The sequence below is a fragment of the Vibrio sp. Vb1127 genome, from assembly GCF_033338735.1.
Taxonomy (GTDB): domain Bacteria; phylum Pseudomonadota; class Gammaproteobacteria; order Enterobacterales; family Vibrionaceae; genus Vibrio; species Vibrio alginolyticus.
This window is the reverse complement of sequence record NZ_JAWOTF010000011.1, coordinates 126,342-140,772: the sequence shown is the minus strand read 5'-3', so window position 1 is coordinate 140,772 and position 14,431 is coordinate 126,342. Positions and strand designations below refer to the sequence as shown.

General features: G+C 42.9%; 13 protein-coding genes. 7 read left to right on the top strand and 6 right to left on the bottom strand.

Going from position 1 to position 14,431, the window contains the following annotated elements; all coding sequences use genetic code 11:
- The first annotated feature begins 15 nt into the window (after window positions 1-15).
- From R7H07_RS15875 to R7H07_RS15845, 7 genes are all read left to right on the top strand, one after another.
- Window positions 16-312, top strand: coding sequence for an antibiotic biosynthesis monooxygenase family protein (locus R7H07_RS15875; RefSeq protein WP_005377084.1), 297 nt, complete (start codon window positions 16-18; stop codon window positions 310-312).
- A 92-nt stretch (window positions 313-404) separates the two neighbouring features.
- Window positions 405-1,010 carry a hypothetical protein gene (locus R7H07_RS15870; RefSeq protein ID WP_005377094.1) on the top strand — a complete coding sequence of 202 codons (606 nt, stop codon included), beginning with the start codon at window positions 405-407 and terminating at the stop codon, window positions 1,008-1,010.
- 97 nt (window positions 1,011-1,107) lie between these two features.
- Complete coding sequence (locus R7H07_RS15865) at window positions 1,108-1,461, top strand: DUF1428 domain-containing protein (RefSeq protein WP_005377096.1); 354 nt, start codon at window positions 1,108-1,110, stop codon at window positions 1,459-1,461.
- 129 nt (window positions 1,462-1,590) lie between these two features.
- Window positions 1,591-2,217: a LysE family translocator gene (locus R7H07_RS15860; protein WP_005377097.1), complete on the top strand. Its 627-nt coding sequence runs from the start codon at window positions 1,591-1,593 to the stop codon at window positions 2,215-2,217.
- A 327-nt stretch (window positions 2,218-2,544) separates the two neighbouring features.
- Entirely contained in the window at window positions 2,545-3,171 is a 627-nt protein-coding gene (locus R7H07_RS15855) for a LysE family translocator (protein WP_005377098.1), read from the top strand.
- A gap of 169 nt (window positions 3,172-3,340) precedes the next feature.
- On the top strand, window positions 3,341-3,805 hold the full coding sequence (locus tag R7H07_RS15850) for a DUF2846 domain-containing protein (protein WP_206959771.1): 465 nt from the start codon (window positions 3,341-3,343) through the stop codon (window positions 3,803-3,805).
- 335 nt (window positions 3,806-4,140) lie between these two features.
- Complete coding sequence (locus R7H07_RS15845) at window positions 4,141-5,799, top strand: autotransporter assembly complex protein TamA (RefSeq protein ID WP_242539612.1); 1,659 nt, start codon at window positions 4,141-4,143, stop codon at window positions 5,797-5,799.
- 58 nt (window positions 5,800-5,857) lie between these two features.
- Here the strand turns inward: R7H07_RS15845 and R7H07_RS15840 are convergent, their stop codons facing one another.
- From R7H07_RS15840 to R7H07_RS15815, 6 genes are all read right to left on the bottom strand, one after another.
- A complete protein-coding gene (locus R7H07_RS15840) occupies window positions 5,858-7,309 on the bottom strand; it encodes a phospholipase D family protein (protein WP_025768095.1) in 1,452 nt (483 codons plus the stop codon).
- A 101-nt stretch (window positions 7,310-7,410) separates the two neighbouring features.
- Complete coding sequence (locus R7H07_RS15835) at window positions 7,411-9,450, bottom strand: carboxylesterase family protein (protein WP_206959775.1); 2,040 nt, start codon at window positions 9,448-9,450, stop codon at window positions 7,411-7,413.
- Between the two features lie 210 nt (window positions 9,451-9,660).
- Window positions 9,661-11,316: a hypothetical protein gene (locus tag R7H07_RS15830; protein ID WP_017821369.1), complete on the bottom strand. Its 1,656-nt coding sequence runs from the start codon at window positions 11,314-11,316 to the stop codon at window positions 9,661-9,663.
- Between the two features lie 301 nt (window positions 11,317-11,617).
- Window positions 11,618-12,973, bottom strand: coding sequence for an FUSC family protein (locus R7H07_RS15825; RefSeq protein ID WP_065274594.1), 1,356 nt, complete (start codon window positions 12,971-12,973; stop codon window positions 11,618-11,620).
- 13 nt (window positions 12,974-12,986) lie between these two features.
- Window positions 12,987-13,850, bottom strand: a complete 864-nt coding sequence (locus R7H07_RS15820; protein ID WP_005377105.1) for an HlyD family secretion protein — start codon at window positions 13,848-13,850, stop codon at window positions 12,987-12,989.
- A gap of 10 nt (window positions 13,851-13,860) precedes the next feature.
- Window positions 13,861-14,073, bottom strand: a complete 213-nt coding sequence (locus tag R7H07_RS15815) for a DUF1656 domain-containing protein (protein ID WP_005377106.1) — start codon at window positions 14,071-14,073, stop codon at window positions 13,861-13,863.
- Window positions 14,074-14,431: the final 358 nt, after the last annotated feature.

Genomic DNA, 14,431 nt, shown 5'->3' with positions numbered 1-14,431 from the left:
TTTAATGGAAGTGTTATGTTTAGAGTTGTGTATGAATGGCGTGTGCCAAGTGAAAAAATGGATGAGTTTCAAAATATATGGCGTTCGACGACAGATTCAATTCATCAGTCAGTAGATGGGGCGCTTGGTAGTTTTATGCTTCGTGCTTACGATGTACCGGAAAAGGTTTTAACTATTGCCAAGTGGCGAACACGTGAAGACTGGGAGCGGTTTTGGGGAACTAGTAACCCAGAAAAAATGAAGAAGATGAGTGAAATTGCAGAGCGTATTTCAGTTGAACCATTCGATGAAATTGAAGATAGAACTAAGTAGGGCTAGAAGCAAACAACAGAAACGTTAAAGTGATGCCTAATGCACAGTTTGGCGGATAATATGAAAGACAACCTTAACGAAGGAATAGGGTTATGCAGATTTTAATCGTTGGAGGTAGTAAAGGGCTAGGAAGGTTCTTGGCTACGAACTTACAGGGTACAGAAATTTATGCGATTTCTAGATCAAAGCTAGTTGAGGGGGGAGTCGCCTCTGTTTGTATTGACGTTGATCCCGGTAAAAAACCAGATTATACGTGCTTCAAAGGTGTAGAGTTTGACATCATCGTTTATTTGGCGTCGATGTGGGGAGAGTCTTCAGAATTGACAACAAGCGAACTGATTGAGTTTATGAATGTTGGCCCGATTGGGTATCTTAATTTAGTCAATGAGCTTAACGCTTTAGGTTCACTTAACGATAAATGCAATATTGTATCTATTGGCTCTACAGCAGAGCTTTCAGAAAGTAGTGAATACCCTGCATTCGCCCTCAGTAAAAGATTACTCAAAGATATTTCTAGCCAGCTGCAAAACGTTTATCGTGATTACCGCTTTACTCACTTTACAATAGGTGGGATCGGGCATGCTGAAGAGGAACGTATTGAGTATTCGAGTGTTTTGGAGATTATAAATATGCTAACCAAGCTTGATCCAAACACATACCTTTCAAATATGCATATAAAGTCCAAGCTAGGAATGTAGCTCTCAAGCTGTATTACGTACCTGTTTCTATGGTTTGGCATCATGTGCATTCTTTTTATTGAGCTATGGTTATAACTCCAATGAAAGGAGTTTACTTATGTCATACATTGATGGGTTTGTCGCTGCAGTACCGACAGCGAATAAAGAAAAGTATATCGCACACGCAAAAATAGCAGCAGAAATGTTCAGGGAGTTTGGGGCCTTAAAGGTTGTTGAGACGTGGGGGAGTGAAGTACCAGATGGTGAGATCACATCATTTCCCATGGCAGTTAACGCTGAAAGCAACGAAACCGTTGTGTTTTCGTGGGTAGTCTGGCCTTCAAAAGAAGTTCGGGACTCAGGGTGGCAGCGGATCATGGCTGATCCTCGAATGAGTCCAGACAATAACCCAATGCCCTTTGATGGAAAGCGTCTCATTTATGGCGGATTTGATGTTATTTTGGAGCAGTAAAATACCAAAGAATCTCAACTCGATTCGTAACACTTGGTGTTTTAATCAGTATTACGCTTCTGATGTACGTTCAATAGAGTATTCCGCGATAAGTGTTGATAAAACTCCATTTGGAGGCTTAGAGTAAAAATGGAAGAGATAAATTATTCACTGATTGTCGTATCAGCTATCGCTGCCATCGCTAGCCCCGGACCTGCAACTCTTGCGATAGCAGGCACGTCAATGAACCACGGTCGGCGCTTTGGTGGGTATTTGGCTGCAGGTGTTTTAACGGGGTCTTTATTTTGGTCAACCTCAGCCGCTTTTGGTCTCGCAACCATACTCTATAGCAATGTTTGGCTTTTTGAAATTCTTAGATATTGTGGGGCATTTTATCTTTTATATTTGGCTTTAAAGTCTGTACATTCTGCCTGCAACATCGAGCAGCTAAAGTTACCCAAAACATACGTAACGACAAAGAAGGGTAACTACTTAACCGGAGTGTTAATTCACTTAACTAACCCAAAGGCTATTCTGTTTTTCGGTGCGCTTTATTCGATAGGGGTTCCTCCTAAGGCCAGTCCGTTGGAATTGTTGTCGGTCATTTTTGTTGTGGGGCTGGTTAGTGCTTTGGTTTTCTTTGGCTATGCTTTTCTTTTCGCGCATAAAAAGGTCAGACAAATCTATCTCAGATCCAAAGCAGTTTTTGAAGGCGTGTTCGCGTTATTTTTTGGTGTAGCAAGTATTAAGTTGCTGCTTAGTGAGGCAGGAAAATGAAGCACAAAAGGCTTGAAGAAATAAGAATAGATAATCTATCTAATTTGACGGTCTATTAAGTATACTAAGTAGCCGATTTGTTAACTTCCATAAGAGCTGCTGGCTAGAAAAAGCTTACAACCAAATGATGCTAAATATTATCATTCAAAGGGCTAACAAAGGCCCATAATTTAATTCGTATCACTGTTCATGATTGTGCTCTTCGCGCAGTGCTGTAGTATTAGTAACGTGTTGTTAATACGAAATATAACCAATTGAAACCTGGACGTTGCATTACTTGTAGTTCGATGAAATGTTATCCCGCAAGACGTTAATTTGGAGAAAAGAATGGATTCAAACTCACTATTATTATTTGTTGTCGCTTGTCTCGCTATCAACATGATTCCTGGACCTGATGTAATTTATATTGTTTCCAATACAATGAAAGGTAAATTATCTGCTGGGCTGAAAGCGGCTCTGGGGCTTGGTGTTGGTTACTTTTTTCATACACTAGCGGCATGTTTAGGTTTGTCAGCAATAATTCTGAGTTCATCTTTGGCTTTTAGCGTTGTTAAATGGTTAGGGGCCGCTTACCTAGTTTATTTAGGTGTTCAGTCATTACTGTCTATGTGGCGTGGAGAAAGTAAAATCGTTGAAAACAAAAATGTTGATAATAATAAAAATGTGTTTGTTCAGGGGGTTATCGTCAGCGTCTTGAATCCAAAAGTAGCGCTATTCTTTCTCTCGTTTCTGCCTCAATTTATTGATACGTCTGCAAGCTCAACATCAATGCAATTATTAGTACTTGGCTTGCTGTTCAGCGTACTTGCGACGACATGTAACGTTTTGTACGCATCTGTGGGTAATTGGGTATTTAGTCGTCCACACTCTCAGCGTTATTCAAGAACTCTTGAAGGTGTTTCAGGTATTCTACTTATCAGTCTAGCGAGTAAAGTGGCATTTAGTGATCGTTAGATACAGGGCATTTTATTCTCGTGATTATTATATGGCTAATGTTTGCTCAATCCATACGTTAAATGAGTGCTATTGCATAGGTTGAATCACAAATTTCAAAAATACCAATAAGTGAACGTATTTATTTATAGTATGGTTGGCGCGATTTTATCGTAGCTAGGTTAATAACATGAAAAATAAAGTAATTCTGTGTTCCGCATTCCTTTTGGGTTTGTCAGGTTGTGCTTCTGTTCCTACTGTTGATTCGACAGTATCAAATCAAATGAAATCATTTGAAGCACCTCAAAAGGGGAACGCAGGGATTTACATTTACCGAGAAGATGCTTTTGTCGGAGCAGCACTTAAAAAGTATGTTTACGTCGATGGGGAATGTATTGGTGAAACCGCTCCTGGTGTATTCTTCTACCATGAGGTCGAAGGCAATAAAGAACATCAAGTAAGTACAGAGTCTGAGTTTTCTGAAAATCACTTATCTATCTTAACGGAAGAGGGCCGTAATTATTTCGTTAATCAATACATTAAAATGGGTGTATTTGTTGGTGGTGCGGGCGTAGAACTCGTAGACGAAAGCAAAGGTAAAGCAGAAGTACTAAAAGTCGACATGGCAGAAAAAGGAAACTGTTCTTCGATCTAGTTTTACTAACAGACGCTTTTTAGATTAAAAAACACGTTATCAATGTAACCCAACGCTTGATGAGATCCATTCAGCGTTGGGTTTTGTATTTTTGGCAAACAGTATACCTATTTCAGACCGCATGATTTGCCACCTCCTAGCTTGAGCCCACTTATTGTTCAAAGAATCTACTTGTGAAACGTGAATTTTCGAGAGGATTTCGTAGGGAGCAATCCTACAAACGCGATTAACAGATATGCCATTCCATCATTAACCTTGTCGAGTGTATTGCTAAACTAGGTAGCGGTGTGTCTCCTCACATTAAACAAATAATAGGTATATCAGTTTTAGCTTCTATGCCTTTACATCATGCACTCGGAGCGCAATTTAAAATCAAAGGGCTAACACCAATATTAGAGAAAAATCTTGAAAGTCACCTTACACCACTAACGAAACTCTCTGTTTCAAACATTACCTCAAATCGACTAACGCAGATGGTTAATAATGCGTTAAACCCTTATGGCTACTATCATTCCGAGCTCAATGTTAAGAGATCGGAAAATGATATCATCACGCTTGAGGTTGACGCAGGGGAGGTGATGTTGGTCAAAAAATCTAACCTTGCTGTGTCGGGGGAGGCCAGTAACGACCAGGATTTCATCGAACTAATTAATCAAGCTAAACTTAAACAAGGGCAGCCGTTGCTTCATTCTGAGTACGATACGCTAAAGCGAAACTTGATTTCATTGGCTCAGCAAAAAGGTTACTTGGATGGACGTTTTATCGAATCGTCTTTGGAAGTCATTCCAAGTTTGAATCAAGCCCATGTGAATCTGCATTTCTCTAGTGGTTCTCGTTACCAATTTGGAGAGCTGTCTGTCCTTACGTCGGGTATCGAAACGGCTCGAATAGAAGCGATGAGAACATTTGAGCGGGGCGACGATTTTGATACTTTGAAATTGAGTCAATATCAGGCCGATCTCTCCAGTACTGATTGGTTTCGCAGTGTGATTGTGAAAGCGGATTTCGAGGAGATATCCGATGGTCATAAGGTGCCGATAGAAGTGCTCGCAGAGCCGAATTCACGCAATATTGTGCAAGTCGGTGGAGGGTATTCGACAGACTTGGGATTACGCGCTTCGCTGAACTGGACCAAGCCTTGGTACAACGCACGTGGACACAGTTTTGAGGCACAAGCGTACGTTTCCAAACCGGAACAATCTCTATTACTTGGTTATAAAATTCCCACACAAAATGTTCTAACGGATTACTACGGGATTCAGTTTGAATCTAAGCATGTCGATTATCGAGATACATCGAGTTTTTCTAATGATTTATCGTTTGAAAAGCACTGGCAGTTAGACAGTGATTGGCAAAGCACCATGCACGTTCGTTATTTGCAAGAAAGTTATCGACAAGCGTCGGAGAATAACGAATCACAGTTGTTATTACCGGGGGTGATATTTTCACTACTTGATCGCAAGAACGATCAATTAGAAGTAAAGCACCGTCACGTTTACTCATTGGAATACTCAGACCCCAATTTTTTCTCCGATTCTCGTTTGCTGCGTATTGAGGGCAATAGTGTTCTGTCTTGGGACATTAGTGCAAAACACAAGTTTCACTTTCGTTCCAATGTCGGTATTAATGTCGCTGACACTTTGAGCGATATTCCATCCTCGTTACGCTTCTTTGCGGGAGGTGATGGCAATCTTCGTGGTTATGGTTATGAGTCTATCTCTCCGAGAGATGAAAATGGCGATTTAACGGGTGCTCGTTACATGTTCGCTGCTGGGCTGGAATATCAATATCAGGTCTACCGCCAACTGTGGCTTGGGGCATTTTATGATGTTGGTGATGCCTTCAACGATAGGGTGGATTGGAAAAGCGGTACAGGGCTGAGTTTGATATGGAACTCAAAATACGTGCCTGTCAAAGTGGACTTTGCTTATGGTTTAGATGCTCCGCAAGGAGACCAATTCCGCGTTCACTTCTCACTAGGCACGCAGTTTTAGCGGGCATTAAAAAGGCTCTCACCCTTGCAGATAGAGAGCCTTTTTAAGCCTTGATTGTTTAGAGTTCGAACTCACCATTCAGTTTCTTGAATATCCAGTTAGGTGCCTTATGCCATCCACCATAGTTTGGATTCTTAGTATGGATCTCATTCATTGATTGCCATTGAGTTTGGCCTTGTCCATCTCGAGATACTCGCCAAAACAGTTCATCTTGTTGTCGATTTAAGTAGTGCATGACATGTTCTGCAAAGGCTTCGCTTTGGACCAACACACCAAATTCCACATTGAGGAAGTCCGATCTTGGGTCGAAGTTTGATGAGCCGATATAAGTCAGCCGATCATCGAGTATCACCGTCTTGTTGTGATAATAAGTATCCGCATGGAAGTAATGGTCATCATTTTTCGCTTGGTTTTTGTACTCAAGTATATGAACGCCCTTATCCAACAGGGTTTGGCGATGCTCCTCGTAATAAGCCGGAATAAAGCCAGAATCATTAGATGCAGACGAGTTCGTCATTAACGTGATGTCCGCTTTTTGCTCCATCAAGGTATCAATAAAGGCAAACTCACCATCACTTGGTACCACGTAAGGCGTTGATATCACGGCTTTAGACGCAGTGGCTATTTGTTGCCAAACTTGGTGTTCTGCACGTTTTCTAAAGTAGGGTTTGTTGTTTTCTAACTTGTTTAATGAGTCGAAAACGGGGGTGACTTGCGCAGTGATGAAGTCGGGACTGGTCAGGTGTTTAACCTGTTTTTCAACCTCAGCCAGAATGATGCTTTTGTCTTTCTCACCTTTATTAAGCGCTTTAGTAAACGCGGAATAGTTTGGGGTAACGTTAACGATGTTTTCTATTGGCGTGACATGCTCGCTGTCCCAAAGTTGTTGGTAGTTTTGGTCGAACGCTCGAAGAATGCTGCCTTTGAACAAGACATCCATATCAAAGAAGTTGGCTTTGCGGCTGTAACCAAAATAGTCGTCGCCAATGTTGCGTCCACCTAGAATCATCCATTGATGGTCGACGTTGAAGTACTTCTCGTGCAGACGATTGTCCAAACGTTGTTGGTGAGTAGAGAAGTTGACGGCGCGACCAATCCAACCTGACTTACGTGAATCAAACGGATTGAATAAACGGATTTGAATGTTGTCGTGAGCGCTGAGATCAGCAAGCCATTTCTCGTTAAAAACCAATAGATCATCGAGAGTGAGTCGAATTTGCACGCCTCGATCTGCTGCTTGCTTGAGTTCATTGAGTAGCATCAAACCAAGCGTGTCACTCTCCCAAGAAAAGTAAGTCATATCGATGCTTTGCTGAGCATTTCTAACCAGTTCAACGCGACGCGCAAAGGCTTCCGGAGCGTTAGGAATTAAGTAAACTTCGGCTTGATGCTGAGTAGTTTGCCAATTGGCTTCAAAATCCGGTTCAACTTGCGGGTAGGGCTGGGCACAGCCAACCAATAGTGCGCTGAAGATAAAGAGTAGCAGGGCACGAAGGGCGTTAGGAAACATGAGTAAACCTTCCTAATGATGTTCAAGGAATAAGGATGAAAAAAGCCAGTGAACTGGCTTTTAGGTATTTGGTAACGAGCTATTAGTGACTGAAGATAACGTTACATGTGACTCAGAATCAGCCCAAGTTCCTCGAGACCGTTGAGGCGACCTTGGCGCAGTTTTGGATCGATGCCTGAGTGATGAGCATTGTCCCAGTCTTGTGTGGATTGAATACCGCCATCGTTATCGATCAGCAATACTCGGTCAGTCGCGCTGTTGTATTGGAAGTCCTCAAATAAACGTTCGCTAAACCACATACGAGAGAGCTCGTTCATCATTGCTTTGTCTTTGCTACCTGGACGAACACTTGAACCATCAAGCTTTAATGCTTTATTAAACACAAATGGTAATTCCGATGCATTGCAAGCGCCGACAATACAACTGATGCTTTTGAGTAAATCGCCAACGTCGAGATCGCCATTTTCACCTTTGGTATTGTAAGTCCATACGTTGAATCCAGGTTTGTAGTCAAAGTAGTAGAAGCTTGGCGTTGCCCCTGTTGCTTCTTCAGTTGAAACTTTATGACGGTTTGGACCCGTGAAGAGCAAATCATGCAACGTGGTTTTGAATTGCTGCATGTTTTTGGTCGCACCATTTAGTTCGCTTTCATCGTTGGGGAAGAAGTCAGCCAGAGCAAGTAACTCCGTTGTTGAATCGGAGTTCCCCAAACCGAAGAACAACTTAGTCATCGCCTCATAAGCGGTGCTAGGCAGCAGTTCCAATAAGTCAGAAAGATCGAGTTCAATCGAAGCTGAATCGTTGAGTAATGAACGATATTCGGTGCGTAAACGGTTTAAGTTCGTTTCCGATTCTAGCCACTCCACCATGTATTCGACGATTAAGTTTTCGTCACCACTTTCAATGATTTCTGGCGCTTCTTGGCTCAAGATTTCAATAATAGTTGGGATCAAAAATGTCAGGCTCGGCAGCATGCCTAGAGTATTGCTTTCTGCACTGTTTGAGCCAATTACCGTCGGTACGATCCATTCACTCTCAATCGCTTGTTCAGTAAAGTGATAGCCTGGTACTTCTTTCACTAGAAACGCTGGTGGGCGATGCTCGATGTAAGGCGCAAATGGCATCAACGTAGCTAATGGGCTGTTGTCTCGTGTTGGACTTATAACCGGAATATTCGCAGCGGTCAGTACCCAGTTCTTAAGACGTTGAATAGGATCAAGCATCTCGCTCTGTACCTTCATGACCTCTTCAAGTGGTAGTAACGCAAGATCTTCAACGCTTTGCTCTGGTCTTTGGCTCTTGGCAACATCGTAACTTTTATATTCAAAGCCGTATGCGTTGCTTTGCATGATGGCACGTTGAAAGTGCTCACCTGCGATTGCAGCATCGCCTTTTGATTGCTGTAAAATTCCCACAGACATGGCACCCGCACCTTGACCCATGAGTGTCACGTTTTGCGGATTGCCGCCGAATGCCTCTATGTTTTGTTGAACCCATTCAAGCGCGTGTTTTTGATCGCCTAGGCCAAAGTTACCGCCCTCTGGGTTGTCCAAACCATCGACCCAAACACTGCCCAACAAGCCCAAGCGATAGTTAAAAGTAACTGCAATAAACGGGTTACCATCGTCAGCACCTTGTGCAACCACCATATCACCATGAATCAGCGGTTCTGAGCCCGCGCCGTATTCAAAGTCTCCACCGTGAATAAAGACATACACTGGCAAATCTGCGTACGCTTCTGTCCCTGCTGGTCGCCAAATGTTTAGGTTCAAACAATCTTCTGATTGCGTTTGTGCCGTGGTTTTTAACTGCGGGCACGCATCACCGAACTGAGTCGCATCAATATCGCCTTCAAGTGGGGCCACAATGCTGTGCTGAAAGCGGTCTGCTTGCGCAAATTGGATACCTTTGAACGCCTCTACCGCTGCCAGTTTTTCATCCGCATCAAGAGGCGTGATGACGAGGGACTCTTTGGTCGCTTGAATGGTTGCATCGCCAATTTCCAAAGCGATTTGCTCTGGTGGTAAGGGTTGTAGTGGCTTCGGGCCGTTAGGAACGCTAGGTTTACTTGAGTCATCACTGCAAGCTGCTAAGGCAAGAGTGATGGTAATGGCTAAAGTTGAGCGATTGAGTAAAGTCATTGTTATGTCCAAAAAGTCATTTGGTGCGTGCACCGAAAATGTTAAACGGCATCTAACAAGCGACGTCCTGACGCTTTGGCATTAATCCGTGAATGGTTGGATGGCTTGTTGTATTGATGGCTCAAATGGTAGGACATCGGCGACAGTTTCAGTAATCGCCTTTGTAGGATGCAGTCCTACCATCGTCTAGGGGCCGGCTCTTTATGAGAGCTAGAAACGGTAACCAAGATTTAAGGTTACTGACTCTCGAGTTTCCCCTTTGTTATAGAGAAAGGTCAGGTTGTAGTTTTTGCCGATTTGCTTATTGAAACCAGTCAAAAACGCCCATTGATTAAGATCTACACCAATGTCGTAATCGAATTCGATATCACCACTTTTTACATGCCCGTCCATTCGAGCGTCCAGTCCTTGATATTCTGCTCCGACAAAGAACTGCGTGCGATAATCGACAAGTTGATAACCCAACATCGGCTGTACAGTAACAATACCATCGCCCCAATCATCTAAGCCCTTTAAGCGAGTTTGCGAATAGGTACCAGTGACAGAAGCAAAGAATTCTTTATAGCCAACCGAAAGGGTTGTACCTATACCACGAAGGTCATATTCCAAATGCAGCGGCACGTCTAAGCGTCCGCGACTACAAAGTGCAGATAAACCATCGCAAAACTTATCACCTAATCCTGGCAGTTTATCGTTCAGCTTATCTTTTATGTACTGGCCACCTTCACCCGTGTAGGCGGCATCAACATTGGCATCGACATTAACTTTTCCGATGTAACCAAATACATTCCAAAATGGCAGGATGTTTACATCGCCACGAAGCGTCATGCTCTCAGCACTGACGATGCCGACACTGTCTTCTGGATCAAACAGTTCATTAAGGCCGATGCCTTCAATCGTGAAATCATTAAATGGAATATTCATATCTTGATTTCGATACGCTAGCGACACACCAAACGGCAGAGGCAAATCGATACCTTGACGACGAACCATATCACCCATTAAAGGAAAAACTCGGTCTAGCTTAACACTGGCTTCTTGCATGCGTGGATCAGAGACCTCATTCAAGCGTTTTTCGTCTAGTACTTGCACGCCAAGCTTATCTTCATAAATCGCTACCGGTTTTACGCTGCTCATCATTTCGAGGGGTTTATTTTTCTTTGAACCAACTATCTTGGTGTTTTTACTGGCAATCGCAATTTTGCCTGATGTTAATTTCTGGAAGAGGATCTCTTGATCGTAAGAATCCACTTGGTAGTTGTGATGTGTGAACGGTTTATCGTTGGTAATGACCATACGTTTCGGTTCACCATTAACCAACTCAATATCAACGCTTAAAAAGCGAAAGTAGGCGATATCTTGAGGAAGACCGTATTTTGAGTAATTAAAACTGATGATCACATTACCATTCTGATCCTCTTTGGCTCTTACTGATGACGGATCAAAACTCTCCGCGTAGTTTCGAAGGCGGTATTCTGTTCGTGTGAAAGCTTCGATCTCATCAAGTACTTTTTCATTTTCATCGAGTTGTTCAGGGTTGTACTTGATACGCAGATCAATGTTGCCTTTGTTATCGGTGTTCTTAACCAAGTAGACGGACGAATCGCGAACGCTATCACCGATTTTAACACTTCGGTGGGCATGCTCGACCAAATGCTCGCCTTGAACTAGAGAGCTGATGGCCAGTTTTGGTAAATCATGACTGATACCGTATTTGTCGAACAGTGCTCGGCCTTGCTCGATTACTTCGTTGTAGGTCGTCGTCTCTTCAGCGGCGAAGCCAAAAGTGGGGGTAGTAAGCATTAGTGCGCTCGCGAGCACAGTAAGAGAAGACGTCTTGCCGGCGCGTAATTCAAAAAAACTCATGACAGTTTCCACTCTGAATAGCCTCAAACCTTCGAGACTCAGACAGTTAATGTGTCACTGAACTTCTTGTTCAGTTAGATAGATGTGTTTGCTGTGATTGACGTTGTGAATGCAGAGTTTTCGATTGCATTTCGTGAATCAATGAGAGGATTTTATGAGGTGAAGAGAGATTCCGTTAATCGCTTTTGATGGATACTATCCTCGCTTTATGGGTGAGGCAGGAATAGGGCAGTGAACAAAGCAAAAAGCCCCGCAGAGCAAAAGCAATGCGGGGCTTTAGTTTCAAGAACGGAGGTGACGCTTAGGCCGTGACGCGAACACGGAACAGATCAGTAAACAACTTGGCAATCATCAAAATAGTCATAATGTTTACCAGCATCAGCAAGGGCGTTTCAATTCGATACGCTGGGGTTAAATTGAGCGCTCCTGATGTCAAGACAACCAATAAGTTAATACCTAGAATTCTGTGTACCATCAGCTTTGGTGTGGAAAATACCTTCCAAATCACGATGATGTTGATGAAGTAGAATAGCCCAAGCTGCCAAAGCTCGGTCATCATTGGCATTAGGAAAATGTATTGCAATAGAATCACCGTGCCAGTGCCTATCACACCAAAAAATGCATCTTTAATAATGCTTGGTGGCATAGTAGGAACGATTGAAGAGAACACGCCTGCTAGCATCGGAAAAATGAAACCTCCGGGCACAGGAAGGTAAATCCAGATCAGCAGTGACGTTACGAACATGGAGACACCTTGCAGTACCTTTCTGCCGTCTTCATTCAAATGCTGGATGAAGGTCCGATGCTCGTGATGCCAAACCGTGTTTTTCTCTCTTTGCATAACATAAGCAACGTGACCAATGAGCGACGTACTTGGATTTTTAATATCAAAGCTTTGAAGTTGCTGCGTTAGCGTTGGCCAATCGATCTCACGACTTTGCGATTTATCTGCTTGTTCTAGCAATCGGTCTTGGATTTGTGCCATCTCATTTAAACGCGCACGCCATAGCTGACGATGTTCTTTCAAGTGGTAGCTGCCAGTAAGTGGTAAGCCGACCAGTTGGAATAACTTTTCTATGTTGGCGGTGTTGGTCTCAAGAGCTTCAATATCTATATCATTGGGCGATTTCATAGCGTTAAGCATCGCCTCTCTGCTGGCCTCAAAACGTTGAATGAAGTTTTGTTCTGTACTGACTGGCCAGACTAATCGGTACACAACAGAAAACGTGATCACACCAAGAATCGTCTCTTGCATACGAAGAACAGCGAAGTGGAACGTTGCTTGACTATCAAATCCTCCCATACATGCGATGATGGAGCACACAGCAAAACCGATAGAGAACACATAACCATACTTTTCGTCGCTCGACATAAAAATGCACGCACCTAAAAACAAGGTGAAGAAGGTGAGAAACAAAAAGCGATCTTGAGAAAACGTCGTGATGAGGAAAAAGGCATAACCGATGCCAAGGAGGGTTCCTAATAAGCGATTATGACCTTTGTTTATTGAGTGAGCGAAGCTTTCATTTAATGCCATTACCGCGACTGCGATCGCTGCCCAATACGGTTTCTCCCATTGAAACCATAAGGCAAGGCAGATCGCGATAACGATAGACAGCGCAGCTTTGATTGCTTCTTTGGTTGAGGCATTAAACATACATTCCACCACATTATTGTTTGATGATTTTGATAGAGGCCGTCATACCAACACGTAGTTGAAAATCTTTCGGTAAGTGATCTAATTTAACTTTAATTGGAATGCGTTGAGCTAAGCGTATCCACTGAAAGTTAGGGTTCACATTGGGCAAAAGATCGTTACCAGTACTACCATCTTGCTTCGCAATGCCGTAGCCAATGCTTTTGATTTTGCCTTCCAGCACAGCTTCATTGTGCATCATTAAGGTCACGTAGGCTTTATCTTGTGGATCAACGCCAACTAAATCCGTTTCTTTGAAATATCCTTCGATCCAAAAGCTGTCTTCATCAATTAAAGCCACGACTGGGGAGTTAGCGACGACTTGAGAGCCGACGCGTAAGTTCAAATTAGTGATATAACCATTCGTTGGCGCATAAACTTTTGTGTAATCAAGGTTTAGCTTGGCTTCTTCAACATTGGCTTTCGCGAGTTCTACGTTGGCAACGGCTGTCTCCACCGCATTGTCTAGGTTATTCAATGTCAGTACAGGTACGGCGCCAGGTGTGCGCTTTTCTAACTTAAGTGCTCGCTGCTCTTCATTTTTGGCCTTTGCTAGTAATGCAATGGCTTGCTTTTGAGCTGCTAGCGCTTTGTGGTACGCCGCTTTATAGATGCTTGGGTCAATCTCAAACAGCAAATCGCCTTGTTTCACTTGCGAATTGTCTTCGACGTAGACTTGGATGATTTGTCCTGTTACGCGGGGGGTTATAGAAACGATGTGCGCGCTAACTTGGCCATCTCTAGTCCAAGGGTTGTCAGAGTATGATTGGTAGTAGCTGAAAATCACGGTGCCAGCGGAACACAGTAATAGCAGTGTGATGAGATAACGTTTTATCACGGAATTTGCCTCAAAATATGGTAATGAATCGACCAATAACGCCAGTAAAAATCACAATTAGGCTTAGCTCAGCGAGCGCAGGAAATGCAACGTATTTGTGGAGTCCCAGTTTTGTTGCAACGGTTCCAACCAAAATGGTGAGCATGTAAGCCAATGCAATAACCAGCAACAAGGGAGGGAAGTAAACTTCGCCCCACACAAGTTCATGTGGCATTGAGTTCATGGTGTTTTTCTCTATTAACTTGATGAATGTAAAGATAAGGCAAGTGATGGCATCCGTGATAATCGCTTTTGTAGGATCTAATCCATCAAGAGAAAGGTGTTATGCGCTATATAGAGGGAATAGCGCAACAAAGTAGCTTTTTGGACAGTGAAAATAAAAATAAATTTATTTTCCAATTTATTTGATGTTCATTTCAGACCACTAAGTTATTAAATTTTCGACAATTATTGTTCAATGTTTGCGTTTGAATATACGAAGTGATGGTTTCATCCTTCAAATGGGATTACGAGTTGTGAGTTTTTGTTCCTAATATTCGCTTCGAAGCAAACGAGATGCTTTTTAAATTAAATAATCCAAC

What these genes read in the sequence shown, in the direction of transcription:
- R7H07_RS15875 (WP_005377084.1), top strand. Translation starts at nt 16, where the DNA reads ATGTTTAGAGTTGTGTATGAATGGCGTGTGCCAAGTGAAAAAATGGAT.
- R7H07_RS15870 (WP_005377094.1), top strand. Translation starts at nt 405, where the DNA reads ATGCAGATTTTAATCGTTGGAGGTAGTAAAGGGCTAGGAAGGTTCTTG.
- R7H07_RS15865 (WP_005377096.1), top strand. Translation starts at nt 1,108, where the DNA reads ATGTCATACATTGATGGGTTTGTCGCTGCAGTACCGACAGCGAATAAA.
- R7H07_RS15860 (WP_005377097.1), top strand. Translation starts at nt 1,591, where the DNA reads ATGGAAGAGATAAATTATTCACTGATTGTCGTATCAGCTATCGCTGCC.
- R7H07_RS15855 (WP_005377098.1), top strand. Translation starts at nt 2,545, where the DNA reads ATGGATTCAAACTCACTATTATTATTTGTTGTCGCTTGTCTCGCTATC.
- R7H07_RS15850 (WP_206959771.1), top strand. Translation starts at nt 3,341, where the DNA reads ATGAAAAATAAAGTAATTCTGTGTTCCGCATTCCTTTTGGGTTTGTCA.
- R7H07_RS15845 (WP_242539612.1), top strand. Translation starts at nt 4,141, where the DNA reads ATGCCTTTACATCATGCACTCGGAGCGCAATTTAAAATCAAAGGGCTA.
- R7H07_RS15840 (WP_025768095.1), bottom strand. Translation starts at nt 7,309, where the DNA reads ATGTTTCCTAACGCCCTTCGTGCCCTGCTACTCTTTATCTTCAGCGCA.
- R7H07_RS15835 (WP_206959775.1), bottom strand. Translation starts at nt 9,450, where the DNA reads ATGACTTTACTCAATCGCTCAACTTTAGCCATTACCATCACTCTTGCC.
- R7H07_RS15830 (WP_017821369.1), bottom strand. Translation starts at nt 11,316, where the DNA reads ATGAGTTTTTTTGAATTACGCGCCGGCAAGACGTCTTCTCTTACTGTG.
- R7H07_RS15825 (WP_065274594.1), bottom strand. Translation starts at nt 12,973, where the DNA reads ATGTTTAATGCCTCAACCAAAGAAGCAATCAAAGCTGCGCTGTCTATC.
- R7H07_RS15815 (WP_005377106.1), bottom strand. Translation starts at nt 14,073, where the DNA reads ATGAACTCAATGCCACATGAACTTGTGTGGGGCGAAGTTTACTTCCCT.